At 40.7% G+C, this 26,303-nt stretch carries 24 protein-coding genes; 7 read left to right on the top strand and 17 right to left on the bottom strand.

Annotated features, from left to right (window positions below; all coding sequences use genetic code 11):
• Positions 1-116: 116 nt before the first annotated feature.
• From CKV81_RS01150 to CKV81_RS01140, 3 genes are read right to left on the bottom strand one after another with little or no spacing between them, the layout of a single operon-like run.
• Positions 117-929 (bottom strand): undecaprenyl-diphosphate phosphatase, encoded by an 813-nt coding sequence (locus tag CKV81_RS01150; RefSeq protein ID WP_095069592.1) that lies wholly within the window; start codon positions 927-929, stop codon positions 117-119.
• Positions 930-980: 51 nt separating this feature from the next.
• Complete coding sequence (locus CKV81_RS01145) at positions 981-1,292, bottom strand: DUF3098 domain-containing protein (protein WP_095069590.1); 312 nt, start codon at positions 1,290-1,292, stop codon at positions 981-983.
• Positions 1,292-2,191 (bottom strand): cell division protein FtsX, encoded by a 900-nt coding sequence (locus tag CKV81_RS01140; RefSeq protein WP_095069588.1) that lies wholly within the window; start codon positions 2,189-2,191, stop codon positions 1,292-1,294. The genes CKV81_RS01145 and CKV81_RS01140 overlap by 1 nt, the downstream gene beginning before the upstream one ends.
• A 146-nt stretch (positions 2,192-2,337) precedes the next feature.
• On the opposite strand from CKV81_RS01140, the gene rsmA reads away from it, so the two are divergent.
• A complete protein-coding gene (gene rsmA / locus CKV81_RS01135; RefSeq protein WP_095069586.1) occupies positions 2,338-3,111 on the top strand; it encodes a 16S rRNA (adenine(1518)-N(6)/adenine(1519)-N(6))-dimethyltransferase RsmA in 774 nt (257 codons plus the stop codon).
• A 115-nt stretch (positions 3,112-3,226) separates the two neighbouring features.
• Entirely contained in the window at positions 3,227-4,579 is a 1,353-nt protein-coding gene (gene mgtE, locus CKV81_RS01130; protein ID WP_258454423.1) for a magnesium transporter, read from the top strand.
• On the opposite strand, the gene CKV81_RS01125 is transcribed toward mgtE, so the two are convergent.
• The 5 genes from CKV81_RS01125 to CKV81_RS01105 all read right to left on the bottom strand — a co-directional run bounded on the left by CKV81_RS01125 (position 4,576) and on the right by CKV81_RS01105 (position 8,432).
• Positions 4,576-5,133, bottom strand: a complete 558-nt coding sequence (locus CKV81_RS01125; protein WP_095069584.1) for a DUF1003 domain-containing protein — start codon at positions 5,131-5,133, stop codon at positions 4,576-4,578. The two genes, mgtE and CKV81_RS01125, sit on opposite strands and share 4 nt — an antisense overlap.
• Before the next feature lie 23 nt (positions 5,134-5,156).
• The gene (locus CKV81_RS01120; RefSeq protein WP_095069582.1) at positions 5,157-5,921 is read right to left on the bottom strand and encodes a TIGR02757 family protein; all 765 of its coding nucleotides are present in this window, start codon (positions 5,919-5,921) and stop codon (positions 5,157-5,159) included.
• Positions 5,922-6,066: 145 nt separating this feature from the next.
• Positions 6,067-6,984 carry a ribonuclease Z gene (locus CKV81_RS01115; protein ID WP_095069580.1) on the bottom strand — a complete coding sequence of 306 codons (918 nt, stop codon included), beginning with the start codon at positions 6,982-6,984 and terminating at the stop codon, positions 6,067-6,069.
• 39 nt (positions 6,985-7,023) lie between these two features.
• Positions 7,024-7,593 (bottom strand): RdgB/HAM1 family non-canonical purine NTP pyrophosphatase, encoded by a 570-nt coding sequence (gene rdgB / locus CKV81_RS01110; RefSeq protein ID WP_095069578.1) that lies wholly within the window; start codon positions 7,591-7,593, stop codon positions 7,024-7,026.
• 14 nt (positions 7,594-7,607) lie between these two features.
• Positions 7,608-8,432, bottom strand: a complete 825-nt coding sequence (locus tag CKV81_RS01105) for a CPBP family intramembrane glutamic endopeptidase (protein ID WP_095069576.1) — start codon at positions 8,430-8,432, stop codon at positions 7,608-7,610.
• A 223-nt stretch (positions 8,433-8,655) separates the two neighbouring features.
• On the opposite strand from CKV81_RS01105, the gene CKV81_RS01100 reads away from it, so the two are divergent.
• Together CKV81_RS01100 and CKV81_RS01095 are read left to right on the top strand one after the other, a co-directional pair.
• Positions 8,656-10,251, top strand: coding sequence for a peptide chain release factor 3 (locus CKV81_RS01100; protein WP_095069574.1), 1,596 nt, complete (start codon positions 8,656-8,658; stop codon positions 10,249-10,251).
• 180 nt (positions 10,252-10,431) lie between these two features.
• Positions 10,432-11,610, top strand: coding sequence for a DUF4349 domain-containing protein (locus tag CKV81_RS01095; protein ID WP_095069572.1), 1,179 nt, complete (start codon positions 10,432-10,434; stop codon positions 11,608-11,610).
• 36 nt (positions 11,611-11,646) lie between these two features.
• Here CKV81_RS01095 and CKV81_RS01090 read toward each other — a convergent pair whose 3' ends face one another.
• Together CKV81_RS01090 and CKV81_RS01085 are read right to left on the bottom strand one after the other, a co-directional pair.
• Complete coding sequence (locus CKV81_RS01090; RefSeq protein ID WP_095069570.1) at positions 11,647-12,012, bottom strand: hypothetical protein; 366 nt, start codon at positions 12,010-12,012, stop codon at positions 11,647-11,649.
• Between the two features lie 85 nt (positions 12,013-12,097).
• Positions 12,098-13,240, bottom strand: a complete 1,143-nt coding sequence (locus tag CKV81_RS01085) for an acyl-CoA dehydrogenase (protein WP_095069568.1) — start codon at positions 13,238-13,240, stop codon at positions 12,098-12,100.
• 144 nt (positions 13,241-13,384) lie between these two features.
• Between CKV81_RS01085 and CKV81_RS01080 the strand changes: the two genes are divergently transcribed.
• Positions 13,385-15,157, top strand: a complete 1,773-nt coding sequence (locus tag CKV81_RS01080) for an AMP-dependent synthetase/ligase (RefSeq protein ID WP_095069566.1) — start codon at positions 13,385-13,387, stop codon at positions 15,155-15,157.
• 308 nt (positions 15,158-15,465) lie between these two features.
• On the opposite strand, the gene CKV81_RS01075 is transcribed toward CKV81_RS01080, so the two are convergent.
• Together CKV81_RS01075 and CKV81_RS01070 are read right to left on the bottom strand one after the other, a co-directional pair.
• Positions 15,466-16,245 (bottom strand): zinc ribbon domain-containing protein, encoded by a 780-nt coding sequence (locus tag CKV81_RS01075; protein ID WP_095069564.1) that lies wholly within the window; start codon positions 16,243-16,245, stop codon positions 15,466-15,468.
• Between the two features lie 4 nt (positions 16,246-16,249).
• Entirely contained in the window at positions 16,250-17,347 is a 1,098-nt protein-coding gene (locus CKV81_RS01070; RefSeq protein WP_095069562.1) for a Nif3-like dinuclear metal center hexameric protein, read from the bottom strand.
• 50 nt (positions 17,348-17,397) lie between these two features.
• On the opposite strand from CKV81_RS01070, the gene CKV81_RS01065 reads away from it, so the two are divergent.
• Positions 17,398-18,255, top strand: coding sequence for an ion transporter (locus CKV81_RS01065; protein ID WP_095069561.1), 858 nt, complete (start codon positions 17,398-17,400; stop codon positions 18,253-18,255).
• Here the strand turns inward: CKV81_RS01065 and CKV81_RS01060 are convergent.
• The 3 genes from CKV81_RS01060 to lpdA all read right to left on the bottom strand — a co-directional run bounded on the left by CKV81_RS01060 (position 18,245) and on the right by lpdA (position 22,546).
• Positions 18,245-19,018: a patatin-like phospholipase family protein gene (locus CKV81_RS01060; RefSeq protein WP_095069558.1), complete on the bottom strand. Its 774-nt coding sequence runs from the start codon at positions 19,016-19,018 to the stop codon at positions 18,245-18,247. The genes CKV81_RS01065 and CKV81_RS01060 overlap by 11 nt on opposite strands.
• Positions 19,019-19,127: 109 nt before the next feature.
• Positions 19,128-21,071: a S9 family peptidase gene (locus CKV81_RS01055; RefSeq protein WP_095069555.1), complete on the bottom strand. Its 1,944-nt coding sequence runs from the start codon at positions 21,069-21,071 to the stop codon at positions 19,128-19,130.
• Between the two features lie 83 nt (positions 21,072-21,154).
• On the bottom strand, positions 21,155-22,546 hold the full coding sequence (gene lpdA, locus CKV81_RS01050) for a dihydrolipoyl dehydrogenase (RefSeq protein WP_095069551.1): 1,392 nt from the start codon (positions 22,544-22,546) through the stop codon (positions 21,155-21,157).
• A 288-nt stretch (positions 22,547-22,834) separates the two neighbouring features.
• Here lpdA and CKV81_RS01045 point away from each other — a divergent pair, with 288 nt between their 5' ends.
• Entirely contained in the window at positions 22,835-23,089 is a 255-nt protein-coding gene (locus CKV81_RS01045; protein WP_095069549.1) for a hypothetical protein, read from the top strand.
• A gap of 38 nt (positions 23,090-23,127) precedes the next feature.
• On the opposite strand, the gene CKV81_RS01040 is transcribed toward CKV81_RS01045, so the two are convergent.
• Complete coding sequence (locus tag CKV81_RS01040) at positions 23,128-23,358, bottom strand: hypothetical protein (RefSeq protein ID WP_095069546.1); 231 nt, start codon at positions 23,356-23,358, stop codon at positions 23,128-23,130.
• A 202-nt stretch (positions 23,359-23,560) separates the two neighbouring features.
• Positions 23,561-25,987 carry an alpha-ketoacid dehydrogenase subunit alpha/beta gene (locus CKV81_RS01035; RefSeq protein ID WP_095069541.1) on the bottom strand — a complete coding sequence of 809 codons (2,427 nt, stop codon included), beginning with the start codon at positions 25,985-25,987 and terminating at the stop codon, positions 23,561-23,563.
• Between the last annotated feature and the right edge of the window lie 316 nt (positions 25,988-26,303).

Raw genomic sequence — 26,303 nt, 5'->3', positions numbered from 1 at the left:
AACTAAAATTTCTAAAGATTCCCAAATCCGCAGCCCGACTTGAGTGGAAATCCTTTTGTGAGGACGCAGGACGAACAAAAGATTGGGAACGGAAGGCGGAAAAAGCTGCCCAAATATTATTTAAACTGTGTAAAATAGATCAACAGCGCGATTCCAACGACGATTCTGTACCAACCCCAAGGTTTGAAACCATACTTTGTGAGTACACCGATAAAAAATTTAATCGCGATTACAGCTACGACGAACGCCACGATATTTCCCACGAGAAACAGCATCAGGTTATTTCCCTGCATCAGCATTTCATAACCCTTTTGCTGCACCCCGTTGTGGTTCCAGTCTTTCAGGAAAATTGAATAAACCGTTACCGCAAGCATCGTAGGGACAGCGAGGAAAAACGAAAATTCTGCAGCAGCTTTTCTGGTGAGTTTCTGCTGCATACCTCCAATAATGGAAGCGGCGCTTCTGCTGGTTCCGGGCATCATTGCCAAACACTGCCAAAAACCGATGGTAATAGCTTTTTTGAACGTAATTTCCTTTTCATCATCAATGGTATGAACCTTGAAAATTTTATCGATAAATAAAAGCACCACACCCCCGAGAATCAGGACTACTGCAATAGGAACAGGGTCGCCGAGGACGGCTTCAATTTTATCATCAAACAGTTTTCCCAAAACCAGAGCAGGGAGAACTGCTACCGCCAACTTAAGGTAGAAATTGATGTTTTTAAAATCGAAAAACTTCTTCCAGTAGAGAAAAACAACCGCCAAAATGGCCCCAAACTGAATGGAAACCTGAAACATCTTCACAAATTCATCTTCCTGAATTCCAAAGATTGAACTGGTGAAAATCATGTGAGCAGTGGATGATACAGGCAGGTATTCTGTTAATCCTTCCACGATGGCGATGATGATTGCCTTGATTAAATCCATATCTTATAAAAGCTTTCGCCACATCCGTGTGACAAGCATAAAGTTTTTTGATTATTTATTTCTTTTTAAAATAGCGTAAGCCTCTACTGCGAACCCTGCAACAACGAGAAGTGGCGCAATTCTGACCCTAACAACCGAGAAAATACCGTCATTCCACTGGTTGGGATCATATTTTCCGTTTACGGTATTGGCATCAGGACCGAGCATAAGCAGGAAGCCCGCGGCTATTAAACCTAAACCGATCAGCATCCATTTGTAGTTTTCCTTCCCGAAATAAAATTGTGAATTACTGGTGTCCCCAACTTTCACATCATCATTGCCGAACTGGTCCGCAGAGAATTTTTTCAGTTTATTTTTCGCCATTAGTTATAGTATAAATCGTCGATATTGGTTCTAAGGAATCTCCACGTTGCAAAAATTGTACTGAGGACTGTAATTAAAATTCCCACACCAAAAACCAGCAGGATGAGCCACAGATATTGTGGGTCGTTTTGAATGAATTCCTGACCGATTTCCCGGGTGAAATAATACCAGACACCAAACAATGCCAAAAGACCAAGCACCGAACCGATCAGCCCGAGAACCACCGCTTCAACGATGAAAGGTTTCAGAATAAACCTCCTCCTCGCCCCTACCAACTGCATGGTTTTGATAATGAAACGTTTGGAGAATATTTTAAGCCTGATTGAGTTGTTGATTAATACGACTGCAAGCACCAAAAACAGCAAAGAAAAACCTAAAATCCATTTTAGAATTCTGTTTAGGTTATTGTAAACATCCACCATCAAGGAGGAATTATTTTTTACATCCACGATTCCAGGAACTGCCTCTAACTGCTTTATGGCGCCTTCGATCTTGGCAGGATCTACAAACTCCGGTTTCAGAGCTACTTCCACCGAGGAAGGAAAAATATGTTCGTCGAAAAGAGCGTCGCTGTCAATTCCCATGCTTTTTTTGGCTTCGGCAGTTGCCATCTCCCGGGTGATGTAGGTCGCACGTTTCACGGGCGCCAAAGTCTGGATTTTCTGGAAGGCCTGCTGCTCCATCGCAACAATTTTAGCAGAATCTTTTACCTCAAAATTTTCATCAAAATAGGCGTTTACCACCAGCTGCTCCTTGATATAATCCGAATATTTCTGGGCATTGATAAGTATAAGCCCCATCAATCCCAACAAAAACAAAACTAATGCGATAGAAATTACAACGGTAATATTGCTGGAACGCAGCCTTCTCTTGTTAAAATCATCAACAGTTTTAGCCATCAAATAAAAATTTTCGGCTAAAATAGAAAAAAACTTCCGAAATTTGCTGAATATAGCGAGGAAAAACTTGTTAAAAAACCTTAAATGCCTGATGCCCGAAAGGTAAATTGTGTACCTTTCCTAATTAAAATTTCAACAGATAATTAATGAGCGTAAAAGCAAAAAAACATCTAGGACAGCACTTTCTAACCGACGAAAATATTGCGAAAAAAATTGTGGACGGCCTCTCGTTTGAGGGTTACAGCAAAGTGTTGGAGGTTGGCCCCGGAACTGGAGTCCTTACCAAGTATCTTCTGGAAAAAGATGTGCAGCTTTACCTCGCGGAAATCGATACGGAATCGATCGATTATCTGAAAGAAAACTACAATCAAATTGACAATGAAGCTTTTGTTGGAGATTTTCTGAAAACGGATTTTTCTTATTTAAAGAAAGAACCTTTAGCCATAATCGGTAATTTTCCGTACAATATTTCTTCGCAGATTTTATTCAAAATTGTTGATCATTTTGAGCAGATTCCGGAAATGGTCGGGATGTTCCAAAAGGAAGTCGCCGAGCGCACGGCAGCCGTTCCCCGCACAAAAGATTACGGAATTCTGTCGGTTTTAATTCAGACTTATTATGATGTGAAATACCTTTTCACCGTTCATGAAAATGTCTTCAATCCCCCGCCAAAAGTGAAATCCGGAGTAATCCGCTTAATCAGAAATCCCAAAAACGGACTTGAAGGCAATGAAATTCTGTTTAAACAAATTGTAAAAGCAGGTTTTAACCAAAGAAGAAAAAAACTCAGTAACGCTCTCAAAATCCTGAATATTCCTGAAAACCTGAAAACCCACGGGTTTATGGACAAACGTGCGGAAGAACTTTCGGTGGAAGATTTCATTTCGCTGACGAATGTCTGGAAAAATTCCGTTTCTTAAATCTGCAAAGTTTCTAAATATTAATATTTCCTGATCGCTTAAAGATTGGGATTTTCTATTTTAAAGCGTAATTTTGCAAAACTGAGAATTTCCCACAAAAACAAAGCATTAAATTTTGACTGAAGAAGCATTACAAATCCACGAAAAGCTGAAGAACGCGGTACTGGACCGTAACGTGAGCGAAGTTTCTGCCATGATTGCGGAAATGGAAGCTGTGGATATTGCTGAGTTTTTCGAAAGTTTAGATACCGACGGGCAGACGTTTCTCTATGATCTGATGACCAATGAGCAATCTGCGGAAATGCTCCTGGAAATTGATGAAGACAAACGTAAAAAATTCCTCAGCACCCTTTCTTCCAAGGAAATTGCCGATGAAATCATCAATGAGATTGATTCTGATGATGCTGCCGATATTATCGCCGAACTTCCGGAACATAAACAGGATGAAATCATCCAGCACCTTGATGACGTAGAACACGCACAGAACATCGTCGACCTTCTCCGTTATGACGAAGATACTGCCGGGGGTTTGATGGCGACGGAGCTTGTGAAAGTCAATCAGGACCTTTCCATAATTTCTGCGGTAAAAGAGATGCGCAAACAGGCCGAGGAAATGGAGGAAGTTTACTCCATCTACGTGGTGGATAACAGCGATAAGCTCCTGGGAACTTTAAGCCTGAAAAAACTGTTGACCACCTCTTCTTCAACCAGGGTATCTGATGTTTTTAATTCAAAAGTACGTTCCGTAAAAGATTCTGAAGAAGCTGACGAAGTTGCACGGCAAATGCAGAAATATGACCTTTTTGAAGTTCCTGTAATTGATTCTTTGGGAAAACTGGTCGGCAGAATTACCATCGACGACGTGATGGATTTTGTAAAGGAGGAAACCGAAAAAGATTATCAGTTGGCATCGGGTATCTCGAGTGATATTGACAATACCGACAATATCTTCAATATGACCAAGGCGCGCCTGCCGTGGCTGTTCATCGGGATGGTCGGCGGCCTGATTGGTTCGCGCGTTTTACAGGGTAACGAAAGTGCTTTACAAAATGTACCTGCCCTGATGTTTTTTGTACCGCTGATTGCAGCAACTGCCGGAAATATCGGAGTTCAGGCTTCGGCAATCATCGTACAGGGTTTGGCCAATAATACTTTGGGTAAAGACACTTTCAGAACTTTAGCAAAAGAAATCAGCGTTTCAGCAGCTTCGGGGATGATTCTTTCACTGATTATTTTTGCTTTCAATTTACTGGTCAATCACCAGGATTTCACGATTTCGATGACGATTTCAATTTCACTTCTTGCGGTAATTTTGGTTGCGGCTGTGATTGGTACCATAGTTCCGATAATTCTAGACAAAAATAAAATAGACCCGGCGATTGCGACAGGTCCTTTTATCACGACTTCCAACGATATTTTAGGAGTTCTTATTTATTTCTCGATTGCGAAAATGATGCTTCACATTTAGTAATTTTCTTCGCTGGCACCCAACTCATCTTCAATTTCGTCATCTTCTTTCTGAAGTTCCAGGATTAAAGCCTGCATTTCTGCAATTTTATTTTTCAGGGAATTGATTTCGGTTTTGTTGAGAGCCACTTTGCTTTTCAGCATTACCGTTCTTGCGCGTTCGCTGTGGTCTTCATCTTCATCTTCGTCCTCGTTGATTTCTTCAATATCTTCCTGAATGTCTTCGATATCGTCACTAATTTCTTCGATATCCACCTGGATATCCTCGATATCTTCCTGAATTTCAGAAACATCGTCAATAAGGTCCTCAATGTGCTCCTGACTGCGGTTTACGGAAAGCTGAATAAAAATTGAAAGGTAGATGGCCTCCAGGGAAAGAATCGTCGTCAGGATCAGCAACATCTGATCAAACTCTAAAATCCCGAAAACCGGCAACATAAAGGCAATGACGAAAAAAACGGTGTGCACGATCAGCGACGGGATGGAACCTACCCACGAGGTAATATTTTCTGCAGTTTTCTCCAGCGCCTGTAGATTTTTCCGCCTTTTGCCCATTGCTTTATTTTTTGGCAAAATTATTAAAATTCGCGTGCTACTCCAAGACCAAAAAGTGCGAAATCGTATTTGGCGGGATCTTCCGAATCCATTTTTCTCAGGATTAGATCCAGTTCTTCTACGGCTTTCCAGTCGTTTTGTTTTCTTGTAATAAGATTGAGTTTCCTGGAAATATTTCCGGTGTGAACATCCAGCGGGATTGATAAATATTTTTGTGGGAGCTGATCCCAAATCCCAAAATCAACTTTTTTGTTGTCTCGTCGTGTCATCCAGCGCAGAAACATCATCAGCCTTTTTGCGGAAGAATTTTTATATGTGGACGAAACGTGCTTATGGCTGCGGTGCCTTTTTTCACCTAAAAAAGAAGTACGGAACCTTTCCAGACTGTGATAGTAACTGGATTCACTCTCTCTGATCAAAAAAAGATTTTCCAGACTGTTATATTCACGATAAATACGGCTTAAATTCCTGATAAACTGTGCAAAATCTTCCCCGTTAAAAGTTCTGTGCAAAGGTTTCCCTTCGATAGGTTTCAAATCACTTTCAGAAAAATTCAGAACAAAATCGTACGGTGAATTGCCCATATAATCCAACATTTTTTCTGCGGACTTAATGATTGCTTTTCTGTTTCCCCAGGAAATTGTAGCGGTTAAAAATCCCGAAATTTCAATATCCTGTTTCAAAGAAAAACGGTGCGGAATCTGTATGGGATCACTCTCAATAAAATCAGGATGATTGTATTGATCGGCTTTCTCGTCAAGAAAAGTTTTTAATTCCTGAAATTTCATTTTAAAAGAAATTTATAAACGCAAGGTTTAACAAAGTTTTAGTTTGAATGCAGATCTATAACGAAACTTTACCGCCTCTTGACCGTTTTATAACAACAGAAAAATACGTGTCATCCGCCAGAAATATGTCCGTATTTGCTGGAAATCATCCAATTTTTACCGGCTCGAGCTGTTTCGGCAGAAATGTATTGGGGAAAATTTCCCGCGCCTCATTGGTAAATACCGACAGATCACCGTAACGGTTTGAAAAATGTCCCAGTATCAACTTCCCAACATTTGCTTTTCTCGCAATCCTGGCAGCTTCCAGAGCAGTGGTATGTCCCGTGTAATCGGCCATTTCTTTTAAATCATGAAGAAAAGTTGCCTCGTGGTAAAGAACATCCACATTTTCAATTACAGGAACGATACTTTCAAAATAGCGCGTATCGCTGCAAAAAGCGTAAGAAACAGATTTTGCAGGCTCTTTGGTTAAGACTTCATTTTTAAGGATGTAGCCGTCACTCAACACAAAATCTTTTCCCAGCTTTAGATTATGATAATCACAGGTTTCGATTTCGGGGTATTTTGAGATTTCCTGCATATTGAGGTGGCGCTCTTTTGGTTTTTCGCGGAAGAGGTAGCCGTTGCAGTAAATCCTGTGATCGAGCGGGATTGTAAAGACTTCTACCCTATTATCTTCAAAAATTTTCTCGGAATAATTTTTATCGAGTTCGTGGTAAACTACCTCAAAACCTTTATGCGTTTCTGTGAGCCTGAAAACGGTTTCCAGCATTTCCTTAATTCCCTTTGGACCGTAAATATGCAGCGGCGTTTCCCTGCCCAAAAGCCTGAAAGAAGCGATAAGTCCCGGCAAACCGAAACAGTGGTCCCCGTGAAGATGGGATATAAAAATATGGTTAATTTTTGAAAACCGCGCTTTGGCTTTCCGCAGCTGCACCTGCGTTCCTTCTCCGCAATCGATAAGGAAATGGCGTTCCTCCATCTCCAAAAACTGTGCTGTAGGCGCAGAATTAATGGTTGGAATTGCGGAATTAAAGCCGAGGATGGTTAAGTAAGTACCCAAAGAAATAAAAATTACTATGTAAAAATAATAAAAGCGCGACTAATAACCTACCAGGAATTTTTCCAGCGCTCTTTTCCGGTGGCTGATCTGGTTTTTTTCTTCAGCCGGCATTTCAGCAAAAGTCTTTTCGAAACCTTCAGGAACAAAAATCGGATCGTAACCAAAGCCCTTATGGCCTTTATTTTCTTGGAGCAAAGTGCCGTCTACAGTTCCTTCAAAATATTGCGCACCTTCTTCGGTAAAGTAGCAAAGTACGGTGATGAAATGAGCTTTCCGGTTTTCTATTCCTTCCATCTCTTCCAGAACTTTGGCGATATTGGTTGGGAAATCGTGATCGGAAGCGTAACGTGCAGAGTGTATGCCCGGCCGCCCGTCCAAAGCATCCACCACCAATCCCGAATCGTCGCCCAAACTTGGAATTCCGGTTCTTCTGAAACAGAATTCTGCTTTGATCAGCGCATTTTCGTGGAAAGTTGTGCCGTCTTCCACAATTTCGTCTTGAATGCCGTAATCGGTAAGGCTTTTAACAAGAAAATCAGGATCTAAAATCTGCTGAATTTCTTCTTTTTTATGAATGTTGTGCGTGGCAACTAAGATTTCTTTAATCATAAATATTATTGAAATTACTCCGCGTGAGCAATCTCGTATTTTTGGGTAAATAAATAATAAAAAAATGCAAATAAAACAATTCCGATTATTAAAATCGAATAATCCGGAATCCCGAAGAAATCTGAAAAACTTTCTGTCTTGCCATAAAATAAAAGAATTGTGGAAATTCCGTTATTAAAGGCGTGCAGCAAAATTGGCATCAACAGCGATTTCGTACGGTGATAAACCAGTCCCAGCACATATCCGAGCAAAACTGCCCCTACAAACTGCCACGGATTGCCATGAACCAGGCCAAAAACAGCCGCAGAAACCCAAATCGCTTTCGCGGGTTTCCAGCCTTTGTTAATCAGTCCTTTCTGCAAAATTCCACGAAATACGATTTCCTCAAAAATGGGCGCCATTACTACCGCCATAATGAACATCACCGAGAAATCATTGGTCATTTGCTCCATCATTTTCGAAAACCATTCGTACATCGGCCCGAAAAACGGCCCTTTTACCGGTATTTTTCCTGTGATAAATTCAGCGATGAACATCATGCCCAGCATTAGAGGGAAAATGAAGAAATACGTACTGACATTTTTAGTCGAAAAATTAAAATTCAGTTTTTTTCCCGTCTGGGGACGGCATACCAGCAAATCAAAACCCAGGATGGCACCAACCCACATCACCGCATTCAGAAGCATTAAATAAAAATCTTCGTACTGGAAATTCTCTTTCAAAAACATCATAGCAACGACATTGATAAAAGAAACTGCCGTCGCAGGAACTATCGCTCCTGCAAACAGCGCCAAAAAACCTTTCCAGTCGAAAATATACTTGGGAAATTTTGAATTCATCAAATGTTTATTTTACACAAATATAATAATTGTTTGAAGACTGGAAGATGAAGACTGGAGGTTAGAAGTTAGAAGTTAGAAGTCAGAACACTGAAGGCGAAGTTGAAATATTAAGCTAAAATTTTGATTATTTTCAAACGGTCATTAACAAACTCACCACTTTCGTTGGTCACTTTTGTGGTTTATAATAAAAATACCGATTTTTGCAGCCAGAAAATTCAATATGTCAGATTTAATCAAAGAAATACAAAAACGTAAAACCTTCGGAATCATCTCCCACCCCGATGCCGGTAAAACCACGCTTACCGAAAAACTTCTCCTTTTCGGAGGGGCGATTCAGGAGGCGGGTGCGGTGAAATCCAACAAAATTAAAAAAGGAGCAACCTCCGACTTTATGGAAATTGAGCGCCAGAGAGGAATTTCCGTAGCAACTTCGGTTTTAGCATTTGAATATAAAGGCCATAAAATCAACATTCTGGATACTCCGGGCCACAAGGATTTCGCTGAAGATACATACAGGACCTTAACGGCTGTAGATTCTGTAATCGTCGTGATCGACGTGGCAAAAGGCGTTGAGGAACAGACGGAAAAACTTGTTCAGGTCTGCAGAATGCGGAATATCCCGATGCTGGTGTTCATCAATAAGCTCGACCGGGAAGGGAAAGACGCCTTTGATCTGCTCGACGAAGTGGAACAGAAACTTGGCCTTACGGTGACACCGCTTTCATTGCCCATCGGTATGGGAAGCGACTTTCAGGGGATTTATAATATCTGGGAGAAGAATATTGAATTTTTCCTGGAAGAAAAGAAACAAAAGGTTGGCGAATCCATCAATATCAAAGACATCAACGATCCGAAAGTGGATGAACTGATCGGCGCCAAAGCCGCTTCTACCCTGCGTGACGAACTGGAACTGGTAGAATCCGTTTACCCGGAATTCAACCGTGAAGATTATATGAACGGTAATCTGCAGCCGGTATTCTTTGGTTCGGCTTTAAACAATTTCGGCGTGCGCGAACTGCTGGATGCCTTTATTGAAATTGCTCCGATGCCGCAGCCAAAGGAATCTGACCTGCGACTTGTGAAGCCGGAAGAGAAGAATTTTACAGGATTTGTCTTTAAAATCCATGCGAATATGGACCCAAAACACCGCGACCGTCTTGCCTTCGTGAAAATAGTTTCCGGAACTTTTAAAAGAAATGAAAATTACCTGCTTGTACGTGAAGGAAAAAAAATGAAATTCGCTGCCCCAAACGCCTTTTTTGCTGATAAAAAAGAAGTTATTGACGAAAGTTTCCCGGGCGACATCGTTGGCTTGCACGACACAGGAAATTTCAGGATCGGCGATACTTTGACCGCGGGTGAAAAACTGAGTTTCAAAGGAATTCCGAGCTTCTCGCCGGAGCATTTCAGATATATCAATAATGATGATCCTCTGAAAGCAAAACAGCTTGCGAAAGGCATCGATCAGCTGATGGATGAAGGTGTTGCCCAGCTGTTTACTCTGGAAATGAACGGCAGAAAAATCATCGGAACCGTGGGCGCGCTTCAGTATGAAGTCATCCAATACCGCCTGGAGCACGAATACGGTGCAAAGTGCACCTATGAACCGCTTTCCATTCATAAAGCCTGCTGGGTAGAAGCCGATGAAAGATCTGAAGAGTTTAAGGAATTTGCGCGCTTAAAACAGAGATTTCTGGCACGGGACAAATATAACCAGCTGGTCTTTTTAGCAGATTCATCATTTACCATTCACATGACACAGGAGAAATTTCCCAACGTGAAGCTGCATTTCATCAGTGAATTTCATAATGAATAACGGAAATCAAAATTTTTAAATCAAAGTCTGCAATCCACTTGCAGATTTTTTTTTGTGAAATGCCTGTAAAATGATTTACAAGATATTGGTATACAACCACTTTGATTAACACTTAACCTTATAATCTATTTTTAGGAATATAAATTGCATCATCAATTCCGTTAAGACAAAAAATATCAAATGAAGAATATCTGGTTTCCTTTTGCGGTTGCAGTGGCTATGGTTTCCTGCTCCCAAACAGAAATGAAACAAACCACAGACACCATAAAGCAGGCCGACAGCCTGTTTAAAACTGCAAAAGATGGCTTTAAGACACTGGATTCAATTTCGGCGATTGTAAAAGACTCTGCTCAATTCAATAAAGTTATAGTTCCAGAAATTGAAAAGCAGAAAAAGAGTGTAGAAGAAGTAATCAGAAACAGCGCTAAAAGCATTGATTCTGTAAATGCCGTAATCAAAAGCACCACTGAAAAGATCAACAGGAGCGCCGACGTAATTAAGACCGTTGATTCTGCCCGGGAATCTCTTAAAAACAGCAAAAATCCTGTCGATGCATTGACGACAATCTCAAAAACTCTGGAAAAGGTTTCAAAATCTGCAAGGAATACTCAGCAGCAGACAAAACCGGCAGAGCCGCAAGTGCAGGTTGAGAAACAAACTCCGGATTATGAAAGCCCGGCAGTTCCTTCTCAGCAGGAACCTGTTGCCACAAATCCAATAACGAAAACGGCAACTATGACCATAGCGGTGGATAACATCGAGGGCACCAGAAGTACACTGGCGACTGAACTTTATAAATATGGCGGAGAAATCGTAAGTGAAAGTATGGGCGAAGAACAGGGCATCCGAAAGCAGAGAATTACCGCGAAAGTGCCATATAAATACTTCGATGAAGCCACGCAAAAAATCGCCCAGCGTATGGGAACCCTGAAGACTAAAAATGTTGAAACCGACGGAACAGATTACAGTCCGGAACAGATGTGCGACCTAGAAATTACTTTTACTGAGAGAAGTCAGTTTTCATCAAACGAAACAATTACAAATTCTGACTCAAGCAACAGTGAAACCTACAAAGACAAATCATCAGACGCCTTCATGAAAGGTTTCGACGGCTTGAAAAATGTATTACTGTTTCTGCTTCCGTTCTGGCCACTGTTATTGATCGGTGGAATCGTGTACTATTTTTACCGTCGGAATCAGCGTAAAAAAGACGAGGCTCTGGTAGAAGCAAAACTCGAAGAACAGAAAATATACCGCGAGAAAGCTGAGCATAGTTATACCGAACCGACCCCTATCTCAAAACCGGAATCACCAGAAAACCCTGACGATCCGTACGCGAAGTACAAACCGAAACCGTAAAAAAAATCCTTCCGCCTGGGAAGGATTTTTTCTTCTTTATCTCATATTGACGATCTTATCGACGATATAAACCGTATTACCGCGCCAGGGAAGCGTACCTTTGTATTCCTTGTAGTGAAGGTCAAAATATTTGCCACTGTTCATTTCCAGCTGCTTAAAAACCTCCGGATCTTCTACAGAAAATTCAAATTCGTAGGTGGTAAACTGTCCGCTTTTGGAATTTCTGCCGAAACCTTCCTGTATAAGTTTTCCTTCATAGGTTTTAAAGACATTTCCTTTATAAACCGCATAATTCAAATGCCCGGACTTCACACCTTCACCGAAAACGTAGTAATATTTAAACCAAATAAATCCGCCCAGTATAAGGAAAACGGCGAGTAAAATCATCCAAAGGTATTTCATAGCTGTATTTTTTTAGGTTCTAATTTAAAATTCAAAGGTTTAAATTCAGAAAACAGCGAATTCAGACCTTAAACATAGCGTAGAATTATTTCTTAGCGATTGAACGAGAAATTACGATTTTCTGAATTTCTGATGTTCCCTCGTAAATCTGCGTGATTTTCGCATCCCGCATCATACGTTCTACGTGATATTCTTTCACATAACCATAACCACCATGGATCTGTACCGCTTCAACCGTAGTATCCATCGCAACCTGTGATGAATAAAGTTTTGCCATAGCGCCGCTTTCGGAGATGTCTTTTCCTTCATCTTTTTCTACAGCTGCCTTTAAACAAAGCATTCTTGCCGCCGTAATTTGTGTGGCCATATCTGCAAGTTTGAACGCAATTGCCTGGTGGTTAATAATTTCTGTACCGAAAGCCTTTCTTTCTTTAGCATATTTCAAAGCCAGCTCGTAAGCTCCGGAAGCAATTCCCAAAGCCTGTGATGCGATACCGATTCTGCCACCGTTCAAAACTGCCATTGCAAAGTTGAACCCGAAACCGTCAGCGCCAATTCTGTTCTCCTTTGGAACTTTAACGTCGGTGAAGAGCAAAGAGTGTGTGTCACTTCCCCTGATTCCCAGTTTGTCTTCTTTTGGCCCTATTTCAAAACCTTCCCAGCCTCTTTCTACAATAAATGCGTTGATTCCTTTATGCTTTTTCTCGGGATCAGTTTGGGCGATTACCACGTAATACGTTGCGTTGCCACCATTAGTAATCCAGTTTTTGGTACCGTTCAGCAGGTAATGGTCGCCCATATCTACAGCTGTTGTTTTCTGTGAAGTGGCATCAGAACCAGCTTCCGGCTCAGAAAGCGCAAATGCCCCGATTACTTCGCCACTTGCCAAAGGCACTAAATATTTCTGTTTCTGCTCTTCGCTGGCAAATTTTTCAATACCCGCGCAAACCAGTGAATTGTTCACAGACATTACCACCGCAGCGGAAGCATCTACTTTTGCAATTTCTTCCATGGCTAAGACGTAGGAAACACTGTCCATGCCCGCTCCGCCGTATTTCGGATCCACCATCATACCAAGAAATCCCATTTCTCCCATTTTCTTCACCTGTTCGTGCGGAAACTTCTGGTCGCGGTCTCTTTCTATTACTCCGGGCAGCAATTCATTCTGTGCAAAATCTCGTGCAGCCTGCTGAATCATTAAGTGTTCTTCAGATAAATTAAAGTTCATAATTTTTAAAAGTTGTTTGCCGTAAATTTACGATTTTCAGCTCAAATCCTAAAAACATATTGAATTTTGGAGAATCGATAAAAAATTATATTTTTACAATTATCCTTTCATTAATTTTTAATTAACATTAAACCATAACGAATTATGTCTATACGAAGACTGTTTGATATTGCACATCAGGCAATGGAGAAATTTCCAAATGACTCGATGTTTGTAACCAAATATCATGGCGAGTGGAAAAAAACTTCCACGAAAGAGTTTATTAATCTTGGTAACAAAATCTCCCGGGGATTACTGAAACTCGGCATAAAGCCCGGCGATAAAATTGCCCTAATTACCAGCTCAACGCGTACCGAATGGGCAGTTATGGATTTAGGAATCCTGCAGATAGGGGCCGTTAGCGTTCCCGTATATCCTACGATTTCTCCGGAAGATTATAATTATATCTTTAATAATGCTGAAGTAAAATATTGTTTTCTTTCGGACAGAGCTTTGCTTGAAAAAGTAAACGCAATCAAGGAAAATGTACCGAGTTTACAGGGAATTTTTACTTTTGACAATATCGATGGTGCTGCCAGCTGGAAGGAAGTGATGGATCTTGGTGAGGACGAATCCACCCAAACTGAAGTTGAAGATATTTCAAAAACAATCAACCCGGAAGATCTGGCGACGATTATTTACACATCAGGAACTACCGGGAAACCTAAAGGCGTCATGTTGTCGCATACCAACATCGTTTCCAATGTTTTAGCGTCTGACAGCAGAATTCCCCGGGTAAAGGGACTGGATAACAAGGATATAAAAGTCCTTAGTTTCCTGCCGATCTGCCATATTTTCGAGCGGATGCTGTTTTACCTTTACCAATCTAACGGATACTCTATTTACTTTGCAGAAAGCATCGATAAAATGGGCGAGAACATCAAGGAAGTGCAGCCGCACATTATGTCGGTGGTACCTAGATTAATTGAAAAGGTTTATGATAAAATATATGATAAAGGAACTTCTGCGGGAGGCCTGAAATCTAAAATTTTTCTTTGGGCACTTGGCGTAAACGAGGCAAAAAAGAAAATCGGAAAACCGTCCGGGCTTAAGGAAATTATTGCAGACAAGCTGGTTTTCAGCAAATGGCGTGAAGGTTTGGGCGGAAACATCATCACTTTAGTATCCGGTTCGGCAGCCCTTTCGCCGCGGCTTAATAACTTATTTCAAAACGCCGGAATTCCAATTCTTGAAGGTTACGGGCTTACAGAAACTTCGCCGGTAATTTCTGTAAACTCAAAAGACAGGATGAAAGTAGGTACGGTGGGCCATCCTCTGGAAAATCTTGATGTAAAAATAGAAGCCGACGGAGAAATTACGGTAAAAGGGCCGAGTATTTTTAAAGGTTATTTTAAAAATGAGGAACTCACCAGGGAGGCCTTTACCGAAGACGGATTCTTTAAGACAGGTGATATCGGGCATATTGATCAAGAAGGTTTTCTGCACATCACCGACCGCAAAAAGGAAATGTTCAAAACGTCTGGAGGCAAATATGTAGCGCCACAGATGATTGAAAATATGGCTAAAGCTTCAAAATTTATTGAGCAGATTATGGTCGTTGGTGAAGGCGAGAAGATGCCGACAGCCCTTGTACAACCGGACTTTAATTTTGCTAAATCCTGGGCAGAGCGCAAAAATATAAAAATCGGTGACACCCCTGCTGAAATAGCAAAAAATCCTGAACTGAAAGCGAGAATTGAAAAAGATATCGATTATCTGAACACCAAACTTGGCGGCTGGGAACAGATCAAAAAAATTGAACTTACTCCGGAAGTCTGGAGCATCGAAGACGGTTTGCTTACGCCAACATTAAAGCTGAAGCGTAAAGCTATAAAAGAAAAATATATCGCCCTTTACAATAAGATGTACGGGGCATAATGCTTAAAAATCGCCGCAGTGAACTGCGGCTTTTTTTATAATTTAAAATGACACGTAACTTTAAGATGCATCCATCAGTAAAACAAAAGGAACGATAAAGCAGATTTCACGCAGAAAGTTAAGCGGCCTGATACAAGCAGATAAAAATCTAAATTACGAGGACATATTAACAGGAGAATTATTAAAAAATAGGGTATATAAAACTGTATGCAGATTCTGATGTATTGACAGGAAATAATTACCATAAAAAAAATTATACAAAAAAAAACCGCAGATCGCTCTGCGGTTTTTGTATGATTTGTGATTGATTAGAATTTAATCACATCTTTCATTTTTTCAGTTTCCTCGTTTACTAAATCGTCGTCAACAAGGATTTTACCGGAGTGCTCATCGATAATAATTTTCTTTCTCTGGGCAATTTCCATCTGCTTTTGCGGCGGAACCATGAAGAATGAACCTTTTGGCGCTCCTCTTTCCAAACCTACAACTGCAAGTCCGTTTGCAGAGTTTTCACGGATTCTTTGGTAAGATTTCAGAAGTCTTTCATCAATCTTTGCAGCAAATTCTTCTGATTTTGATACCAGATATTCTTCTTCTTTCTGGGTTTCTGCGATCAAACCATCCAATTCTTCCTTCTTGAATTTCAGGTGGCTTTGCAGGTCTTCGATTTTAGATTTCAGCTCCTCTAAAGTTTCGTTTTTCTGTCCGATCTTAGCGTTATGCTCCTTAATTCTCTTCTCGGCCAGCTGAATTTCAAGTTCCTGATACTCAATCTCTTTAGCCAAAGATTCAAATTCCTTATTGTTTCTTACGTTGTCTTGCTGTGCTTTATATTTTTCAATCAGCGAATTAGCGTGGTTGATCACCTCGTTTTTTATTCCGATCTCGGTATTTTGCTCTTTAACTTCAGTCTCGTATTTTTCGGCTCTTGTTTGCAGGCCTTCGATTTCTATTTCCAAATCTTCCACTTCAATCGGCAATTCACCTCTGGTGTTACGGATTTCATCTAATCTGGAGTCGATAATTTGAAGGTCGTAAAGCGCTCTTAATTTTTCTTCAACTGAAATTTCGGTGGTCTTTTTAGCCATATTTTTATAAAAAATAATTTACAGGGTTAGTATTTTCCTCTGTTTTTGAGATTGCAAATTTAGGAAATTTTTCCGACAAAATCTCAAATAATTGTTGAACCACAAACTGTTCGGATTCGTAATGCCCGATATCGCAAATGAGCATATTGCTTTCTGAGAGGAAAAAATCGTGGTACTTGATATCACCGGTAAGATAAGCATCACATTTTTTGGAAATGGCTGCCTTAATTCCGCCCGCGCCACTTCCGCCAAGTACGCCTACCCTTTTTACAGGTTTTCCGTTGAGTGGTGAATGCCTGATGACTTTCAAATTGAATTTTTCTTTAACCAGGGCCAAAAATTCAGGCTCATCCATTTCTTTTTCAAAATCACCGAACCTTCCAAGTCCTGAATACTGATTTTCATTGTTCAAACTGTAAATCTGGTAAGCCACTTCTTCGTACGGATGTGCAGCTTTCATCGCGTTGATGATGTTTCGCTGCTTGTATTTTTCAAAGATGAAGTAAAGCATTTCCTCTTCGGCATATTCCCGAATACATTCCTCACCCTGGAACAGATCCGACCCAGGCAACGGCCGAAAGGTTCCGCTTCCGGAAACTGTAAAACTGCATTCATCGTAAAAGCCCACATTTCCTGCACCAACTGCAAAGAGGGCTGTTTCTACTTTCTCGGAAAAGTCTTTTGGAACGTAGACTACCAACTGTTTCAGGTTGTCTTTTTTCGGCATCAGTATTTGCTGATTTTTCAGGCCAAGTTCTTCACATATTCTGTAATTCACACCAAAATAATCATTGTCAAAACTGGTGTGAACGGCATAAATCGCGATTTTGTTTTCAATAGCTTTCAGAACCGCCCTCTCCACATAATTTTTACCCGTCAAAGATTTTAACCCGGAAAAAATAATGGGATGGAAGCACACGATGAGATTATGATTTTTAGCAACAGCCTCATCAACGACGCTTTCCAGAGCATCATGACACACCAGAATTCCGGTGATGTCCCGATCCGGATTTCCGCAGAGTAACCCCACATTGTCAAAATCTTCTGCCTGGGGAATTTCAAACCGTTGTTCGAGTTCAAGAATTACCTCGTTTAACTTCATTTTATTATGTTTGTAGCGAAATTAGGAATAAATTTCTAAAATTCTGCCGAATGCAAGAACACCAAACTATAGAAAAGGAACACGACTATATTCCGGAGCGCAAAAAATGGAAACGCCAGCTCTTCCGAATCATTTACAGAGCGGATACGCCGCTGGGAAAACTCTTCGACATCTGCCTCCTGATCCTTATTTTCATCAGCACTTTTATTGTAATGCTGGAGAGCATACCTTCGCTGGACTTAAGGTTTCATAAATTTTTCATCGCACTTGAAATTCTGATTTCAGTTGTTTTCACTATTGAATATGCGCTGAGAATTATCACGATCCGCAATAAAAAAGACTATATTTTCAGTTTTTTTGGGATTATAGACCTGTTAGCGATCATTCCGTTTTACCTTAGTTTATTTTTTCCTTTTACCAAGTTTTTCCTCATCATCAGAATGCTGAGGATGCTGAGGATTTTCAGAATCCTGAATCTGATGGATTTTATGAATGACGGCTACCTGATCGTTCGGGCCTTGAAAAACTCTTCGCGGAAGATATATATATTCCTGCTGTTTTTGATCATTTTTTCTGTGATCGTAGGTTCAATAATGTACATGGTTGAAGGTCATAAGGAAGGTTTTGAAAGCATTCCGCAAAGTATTTACTGGGCTGTGGTTACGGTAACTACGGTCGGTTATGGCGACGTATCACCGTCTACGCCACTGGGAAAATTCTTTTCTATTATATTAATGCTTGCCGGTTACTCCATCATCGCTGTACCAACAGGAATTGTGACCGCAGAAATGAGAAACAAGCGACAAAATCTTGAAAAGGTCTGCAACAGGTGCGGTAACGATGATATTGATGATGATGCCAATTACTGCAAAATATGCGGCGAAAAAGTGGTTAATTTTAAAAAATAACCTCATCGAAAGATTGCTTCGCGGCCTGATAACCGATTGCAAAAATCTCCTCGAGCCGCTCGGCTTTTCTCTCAAAAGTTCCGTAGTGCGAAAGTTTCTTTGAGGTAATAAACCAGTCGCAATATGAAAATTTATGAAGTTCATTACGGAACGAGAGCAAATCATAAGAACGTGAAACAACGGCTTTAATCGAATTAAGGTTAGAAAGTTCGATATCCTGTGGTGGTGACACGAAAACGCCAATCATCTTATCACACTCCTGCTGAATGATGTCTGCCGGGAAATTATTCAGCACGCCGCCGTCGCTGTAAAGTTCTTTTCCAACAATATAAGGTGTGGTAACGCCTGGAATGGAGCAGGATGCGATGATGGCATCAATGACATTAAAATCTTTGTCGAAAATTTTCTGCGTGCCTGAAACCAGTTCAGTGGCTACGATGCGCACATCTTTTTTCAGATCGCCAATCGTCATATCTTCAAAAACAGGCTTCAGATAATTCCGGAAGATCTTCGACGAGACCAAACCCGGCTGATTGAAAGTAAAATGCCGCCAGTTGAAAAAATAAACCGATTTGAAAAAGCTCAGGATCTCCCCGGGAGATTTGCCGGCAGCGTAAAGACAGCCAACAATAGAACCGGCGCTGCAGCAGGCCAAAACATCGGCTTCAATACTTTTTTCTGCCAAAAATTTCAGAACTCCGGCGTGTGCAACACCTTTCGTTCCACCTCCTGAAAGTACCAGTCCTACTTTGCTTTTCTTCATTATTCAAATTTAATGCAAAGATTTTTATCTTAACAATTAAAAGGTATTTGCATCATAGGACATAAAAAAACCACAGCAAAATTCTGTGGTTTGGTTTGGCAACTTCAGTTTATTTCAATAAATATTCCTGAATAAAACGAATCGTTGCGGCTCTCTGAAAATCAATATTCTCTTTTTTACGGAAACCATGACCTTCATTTTTCGCTTCCAGATACCAGATCACATTGCCCTGTGCTTTCAGTTTCTCTTTCATCTGAACGGCTTCTGTAACCGGAACTCTGGGATCATTGGTACCCTGGATGATAAACATTGGTTTTTTAATTTTGTCCGTATTGTTCATTGGGGCAATTTTTGTGAAGAATTCACTCATCTTCGGATCACGTTCATCACCGTATTCGGCTCTTCTCAGATCGCGCCGGTATTCTTCGGTGTTTTTCAGGAACGTATTAAAATCAGAAATCCCTACAATATCCACTGATGCACGAATTTTATCAGCATACTCATAGGCGGTGGCAAGCGTCATAAATCCGCCGTAGCTTCCGCCGGTAATGAGAATTCTGTCTTTGTCGAGTTCCTGTTGTTTGGCAATCCAGTCCAGAAGTGCACCTATATCCTTCACAGAATTCATACGGTTAAATCCGTTGTCACTGGCAAGAAAGGATTTACCAAATCCTGAAGACCCTCTGACATTTGGGAAGATCAACGCTATTCCCATTTCATTCGTATAATAATTGTTTGCTCCTAAAAACGATGCCATAGACTGACCTTCTGGCCCACCGTGAATATTGATGATTACAGGACGTTTACCTGTAAATTTTTTAGAAGCCGGATAGTAGAATCCGGTGATTTTCTGATTATCAAAACTCGTCCACGAAATGAGGTTTGGTGAAGACATATCCTCTTTCTGCATTTCGCCAAGCTCACTTTCAGTCCACCTCGTAATTTTTTTTGAATTAAGGTTAAAATCGTAAACATCAAGTGAAGAATCGTCTGAACTTTTAGAGAAGAAAAGTCTTTTATTATTATTTGCGAATTCAGCAGAACTGATCAAACCATTTTCAAGTCCGGGAACTTTGCTGTAATTATTATTGTCCGTATCCAGAATATAAAGCTGGTTGATGCCCTCTTCATTGGTCACAAACGCAATTTTGCTTTTATCTTTAGAAAGGGTAAAGTTTTCAACATTCCATTTAATCGCAGAAGTGATATAATCTATCTTTTTAGACTTCAAATCCATGGTTGCCAAACGGATAAACTCGTTGTCACGGTCTGTAAGGAAATAGATCACATCTTTATTCTTACTGAATTTTGCTGCGGACTGAACTACAGATTTCTGATTTCTGTCGGTAATATTTGAAAGCTTTTGACTTTCGAGATCATATAAGTAAAGATGCGATTCATTAGCTGAAATATACTCCTGCACTATCAGATTTTTGTTATCATCCGAAACGTCAGTCAGCCCCCAACCGCCGCCTTTTACCTGAAGAATCATTTTTGAATTCTGAGGCTTATCAGGATTCATGAAATAAATATCACGGTCGCCGCCGTTTCTCTTTGTGGAAGAATAATAAAATCCTGAACCATCTACCAACCACCGCACACCACCGTTTTGTGAGCGCCCGCCATCAGTGAGCATCGTGGAAGTCATGGTTTTCAGATCCAGTTTAAAAAGTTGCCCAAATTCGTTTCCACCAATATCTTTGGAATAGATGAGGTAATGACCTTTTGTAGGTTCAAAACTGGCGCTGGAAACCGGTTCGTCGAAGAAAGTAATCTGTTTACGCGCTCCCAATGGATGGGCTACTTTATGAAGCTGATTTACCGAAGCAAACCTGGTCGAAATAATGATTGAATTATCTACGGGGTGTACTGCTGATAGAACCGCCGAGCGGCTTTCAGAATATTTTTTAAACCCTTCCGAAATGCTTTTGGGAATTGGTAAAATATTTTCTGTAATCAGGTTTTCATTAGGCACCATCAGGACCTCTTTTGTCTGTGCAGAGACAGTAATACCCAGCAAAAAGACTGATGCCAAAATAAAATTATTCTTCATATCAATTTTTTTTTGAAAGTTATGAATTAAATAACAAAAAACCACAGAAAATCTGTGGTCTTAAGATTGTATTTAGGTTTTTATTAAATATGAATCACCTCGCCGTAAGCCGCGGCAACAGCTTCCATAATCGCTTCAGAAACCGTTGGGTGCGGGTGTATTGATTTGATGATTTCGTGACCGGTTGTTTCCAGTTTTCTCGCCACTACAGCTTCCGCCACCATGTCGGTTACGCCTTCACCAATCATGTGGCAGCCTAACCATTCGCCATATTTGGCATCGAAAATTACTTTGATAAAACCATCGGTATTACCGTTTGCAGTTGCCTTTCCTGATGCTGAAAGCGGGAATTTACCAACTTTGATGTCGTAACCTTTTTCTTTTGCCTGCTTTTCTGTAAGGCCAACAGATGCGATCTCCGGATGACAGTAAGTACAGCCCGGGATATTTCCGTAATCGATTTTCTCTGTGTGGATTCCCTTGATCTTTTCTACGCAGGTAATTCCTTCAGCAGACGCAACGTGTGCCAATGCCTGTGTGGGAATGATATCGCCGATCGCATAATATCCGGGAACAGAAGTTTCATACCATTCATTTACCAAAACCCTTCCTTTATCTGTCTGGATACCCACTTCCTCAAGTCCGATGTTTTCAATATTTGCAGCGATTCCTACGGCTGAAAGAAGAATATCAGCTTCAAGAGTAACTTCACCTCCTGCAGTTTTCACTTTTGCCTTTACGCCTTCGCCACTGGTATCTACGCTTTCTACAGAAGAATTCGTCATGATTTCGATTCCTGATTTTTTCAGGGATTTTTCAAGGTGTTTTGATATTTCCTCGTCTTCAACAGGAACGATATTTGGCATAAATTCTACAATGGTTACCTTAGTTCCCATCGTATTGTAAAAATCTGCGAACTCTACACCGATCGCACCTGAACCCACTACAATCATCGATTTCGGCTGTTCAGGAAGTGAAAGCGCCTGTCTGTAACCGATCACTTTTTTCCCGTCCTGCGGAAGGTTTGGAAGTTCTCTTGAACGTGCTCCTGTTGCGATAATAATGTGATTTGCAGAGTATTCTGTAGATTTTCCTTCAGCATCCTTCACATCTATTTTCTTTCCCGGTTTTACCTTTGCAGTTCCCATGATCACATCAATCTTGTTTTTCTTCATCAGAAACTGGATTCCGCCACTCATTTTGGAAGCGACTCCTCTACTTCTCTGGATCACTTTTGAAAAATCAAAACCCGGGTTTTCCACTTTGTTCAAACCGTAATCTTCCGCGTGGTTCAGATAATTGAAAACATGAGCAGATTTAAGCAATGCTTTTGTAGGAATACAACCCCAGTTCAAACAGATTCCGCCAAGATTTTCTTTCTCGACAACAGCCGTTTTAAAACCCAGCTGTGCAGCTCTGATTGCGGTAACGTAACCTCCGGGACCACTCCCGACAACAATGATATCGTAGTTCATTTTCTATTTTATTTAAAGACAAAAATACGGAAAATATCTTATTGCCCTCCTTATAATTTTTCTTTTCATCAGGAATTCAAACTGTTGAAGCCGAAATCATAATTCAAGAATTGTTTCATATTTAAAAAAACTAAACTTGTAAAATGCTGAACTTAATAAATTTCTCAAATAAGTATTTTTTCACTGGTGCGTCATCATAAACCTGTACATTTTCATGAAATTTAAAAACCTGTTAACAAAACTTTCGAAAACTATTTTTAGTTTTGTTATAAAATTAAATAAGCCAGGATGAAATACACACTCGTAAACCGGAAAAAAAGCACTCTTGCAAAAAGCAATGAGGAGTTTGTAACATGGATGCGAAAAAGTGATCTTCAGAGCTTTGAAAACAACCATGATTTCATGGAAGCCTATTCCCACAGGAAATCAACATTTGAAAAAATAGAACTGAGATTCGCTACAGAAGATGAGTTTGTAGAAGATCTTCAGAAAAACGACATGCTTAAAATCGAAACACCCGAGCGAAAATGGGGCATCTTCTAAAAAAAATAAAAGCAGAAAATTTTTCTGCTTTATTTTTTTTAATATACCTCCTGAACCCTGATGGATGGGCAGTTTTTCTTCAGCCATTCCTGGTCGAAATCTGTGATTTCCTTACGTTCCCCTTTGTAGATGTAATATTCTGAAGGTAAACCCTGCCCGCCTACCTGCGGCATTTTGTTAATGATTTTTTCATCCGGGCAATCCTGTATTTTTACTGTTGCGCATGATGTTAGTAATACAGCCGTGGCCGACAACAAAAGTGTTTTCATATGTTTTAATTTGGTTTGAAAAAACTAAAAACAAAGAATAAGCCAAAAGGTAATTTCAAAAAAATGCCATAAACCCATATAGCAGAAGTTCAATTCATCCGTTGTGATGTTCAATGATCACAAAAACATGATCCTCAGTAAGGATTTATCCTACAGATTTAAGGAAAAAAAATAAAAGCAGATTTTCATCTGCTTTTGGAATTTATAATTTTGGAAATTTATTGGGATTGTTTTCGTGGAACATACCATAAACCCTCTCTAAAATATCGTCTGCGGATGGCTTGCTGAAGTAGTCGCCATCGCTCGCGTAAGCCGGTCGGTGATCTTCCGCAGCAATCGTTACGGGATCGGAATCGAGGTACCGGAAGCCTTTCTGTTTCTCCAAAATCTGCTGAAGAATAAATGCCGAGGTTCCGCCTTCCACATCCTCGTCGATCACGACAAGGCGGCTGGTTTTCTTTAAACTCCCGGCAATTTCTGAAGTTAAATCGAATGGAATCAATGACTGCACATCGATTACTTCTGCAGAAATTCCAAATTTTTCAAGTTCGTTTGCTGCTTCCATCACAATTCTCCAGGTTGAACCATAAGTTACCAGCGTTACATCAGAACCTTCTTTTGTCACTTCAATCTTACCAACCGGAACAGTGAATTCACCCAAATTATCAGGTTGTTTTTCTTTCAATCTGTAACCGTTAAGGCATTCCACGATCAGTGCAGGCTCGTCGCTCTGCAACATGGTGTTGTAGAATCCTGCTGCCTTCGTAAGGTTTCTTGGCACCAAAATATTGATACCTTTGGAAAGGTTGATGATACCAGCCATCGGGGATCCTGAATGCCAGATTCCCTCGAGCCTGTGGCCACGCGTTCTGATGATAAGAGGTGCTTTCTGGCCGCCTTTTGTACGATACTGCACCGTTGCCAAATCGTCGCTCATGCCTTGCAGACAGTAAAGAATATAGTCAAGATACTGGATCTCAGCAATTGGTCTTAGTCCTCGCATTGCCATACCAAGGCCCTGGCCAAGAATCGTCGCTTCACGGATTCCCGTATCGGCAACCCTCAGTTCTCCATATTTTTCCTGCATACCTTCAAGACCCTGGTTTACGTCACCGATATTTCCGGCATCTTCACCAAAAACTAAAGTTTCAGGATATTTTTCGAAGATTTTATCAAAGTTATTCCTTACAACTACCCTTCCGTCAACCTCCTGCGAGTTTTCAGAATATACAGGCTTTACCTCCTGCACATTAGTCGCTTTCCATTGAGACTGTGAATAAAGATGCGATGAATAATTGTCTTTTTCGGTTTTTAATAATTCGTTGTATTTATTGTGAAGTGCCGCTCTTTCCGCAGAATCAGTCCCTCGGGTTACCAACAGAACTTTTCTTGCCAAATGAAAAACATCGCGCTTCGCTACTGAAATCAGTTTATTGAATTTGGAAACTTCTTCGGCGACACCCGCATTCTGCTGCAGTTTTTCAACTAAGCTCAACACTTCGCTTTTCATCGCAAGAATTGGCGCCTGATAATTGTCCCACGCTTTTTTCTGACCCTCTTTCACAGTTTTTTTTGCTTCAGCCTCAATGGCATCCAGGTCTTCTGCGGTTGCTAAAATTTCCTCACGGCCTTCCAGTTCAACAGAATAATTTAAAATCCATTCCCTGAATTTTACCAAGCCGTCATGTTCTCCTTCCCAAGCCAGTCTTTGCTCGTCTTTATATCTTTCGTGCGACCCGGAAGTGGAGTGTCCCTGCGGCTGCGTCACTTCAATCACGTGAATAACCACAGGAATACTTTCTGTTCGGGCAAAATGTTCAGCCCGGGCATAAGCATCTAAAAGTGCCGGATAATCCCACGCTTTTACCTGGATGATTTCGCAACCCTGGTTTTCGCCCTCTTTACGTTGAAATCCGGAAAGCATTTCTGCGATATCTGCTTTTGCTCTCTGATTGTGCGTGGGTACAGAAATTCCGTAGCCGTCATCCCAAATTGAAACAATCATCGGAACCTGCAGGGCACAGGCTGCATTCAGAGTTTCCCAGAAATGGCCTTCAGCAGTGGAAGCATCGCCAATCGTTCCAAAAGCTATTTCATTTCCGTTATTTGAAAATTTTTCGGAACCTTCAAATTTTACAGTTTTGAAAACTTTGGAAGCCAGTGCCAAACCTAGTAATCTAGGCATTTGTCCGGCTGTAGGTGAAATATCGGAAGAAATATTTTTTATTTTGGTTAAATCTTTCCAGCTCCCGTCCTCGTTCAGGCTGCGTGTAGCGTAGTGCCCGTTCATTTGTCGTCCTGCAGATGCCGGCTCGCGCTCAATGCTCGTATCGGCGTAAAGCTGTGCAAAGAAACTTTCTACAGTAAGCGCGTCTGCAGCCATCGCAAAAGTCTGGTCGCGGTAATAGCCCGAACGCCAGTCCCCTTCCCTGAAAACCTTTGCCATAGCCAGTTGAGGAAGTTCCTTACCATCCCCGAATATCCCGAATTTGGCTTTCCCGGTGAGAACTTCCCTTCTTCCGAGGTATGACATTTCGCGGGAAATCCTTCCAAGCCTGTAATCTTCAAGCACTGAATTCTTAAAATCCTGAAAAGAAACCTGCTGCGTTTCGATATAAGTTGTCTGCATTATTTCATTAGATTTTCACAAAGATAACAATTTTGCTGAATTAATATTTTAAACCTAAATCATTGAAAATTCCGCAATAAACATTTTACAACCCGCATTTCCAGTTTATGCATTAATGATAAGATTTACAATCGGTTATGCGTTAAAGATCATGAAATTTTGAGAGTTACCATACAAAAAATTCTATAAGATTAAAAAAGAGAACCAAATCTAACCTGCTAATTAAAGCCTGGTGTTTAAGTTAATTTCGCCGACAGTTATTCTCTGGCGGTGAAAAAAGATATACCAGCCATCGCAGGCGGCATAAAAAATCTAT

The organism is Chryseobacterium taklimakanense (assembly GCF_900187185.1).
GTDB lineage: Bacteria > Bacteroidota > Bacteroidia > Flavobacteriales > Weeksellaceae > Planobacterium > Planobacterium taklimakanense.
Note: the sequence above shows the minus strand (reverse complement) of the source record. Positions and strands in the feature narration are given on the sequence as shown.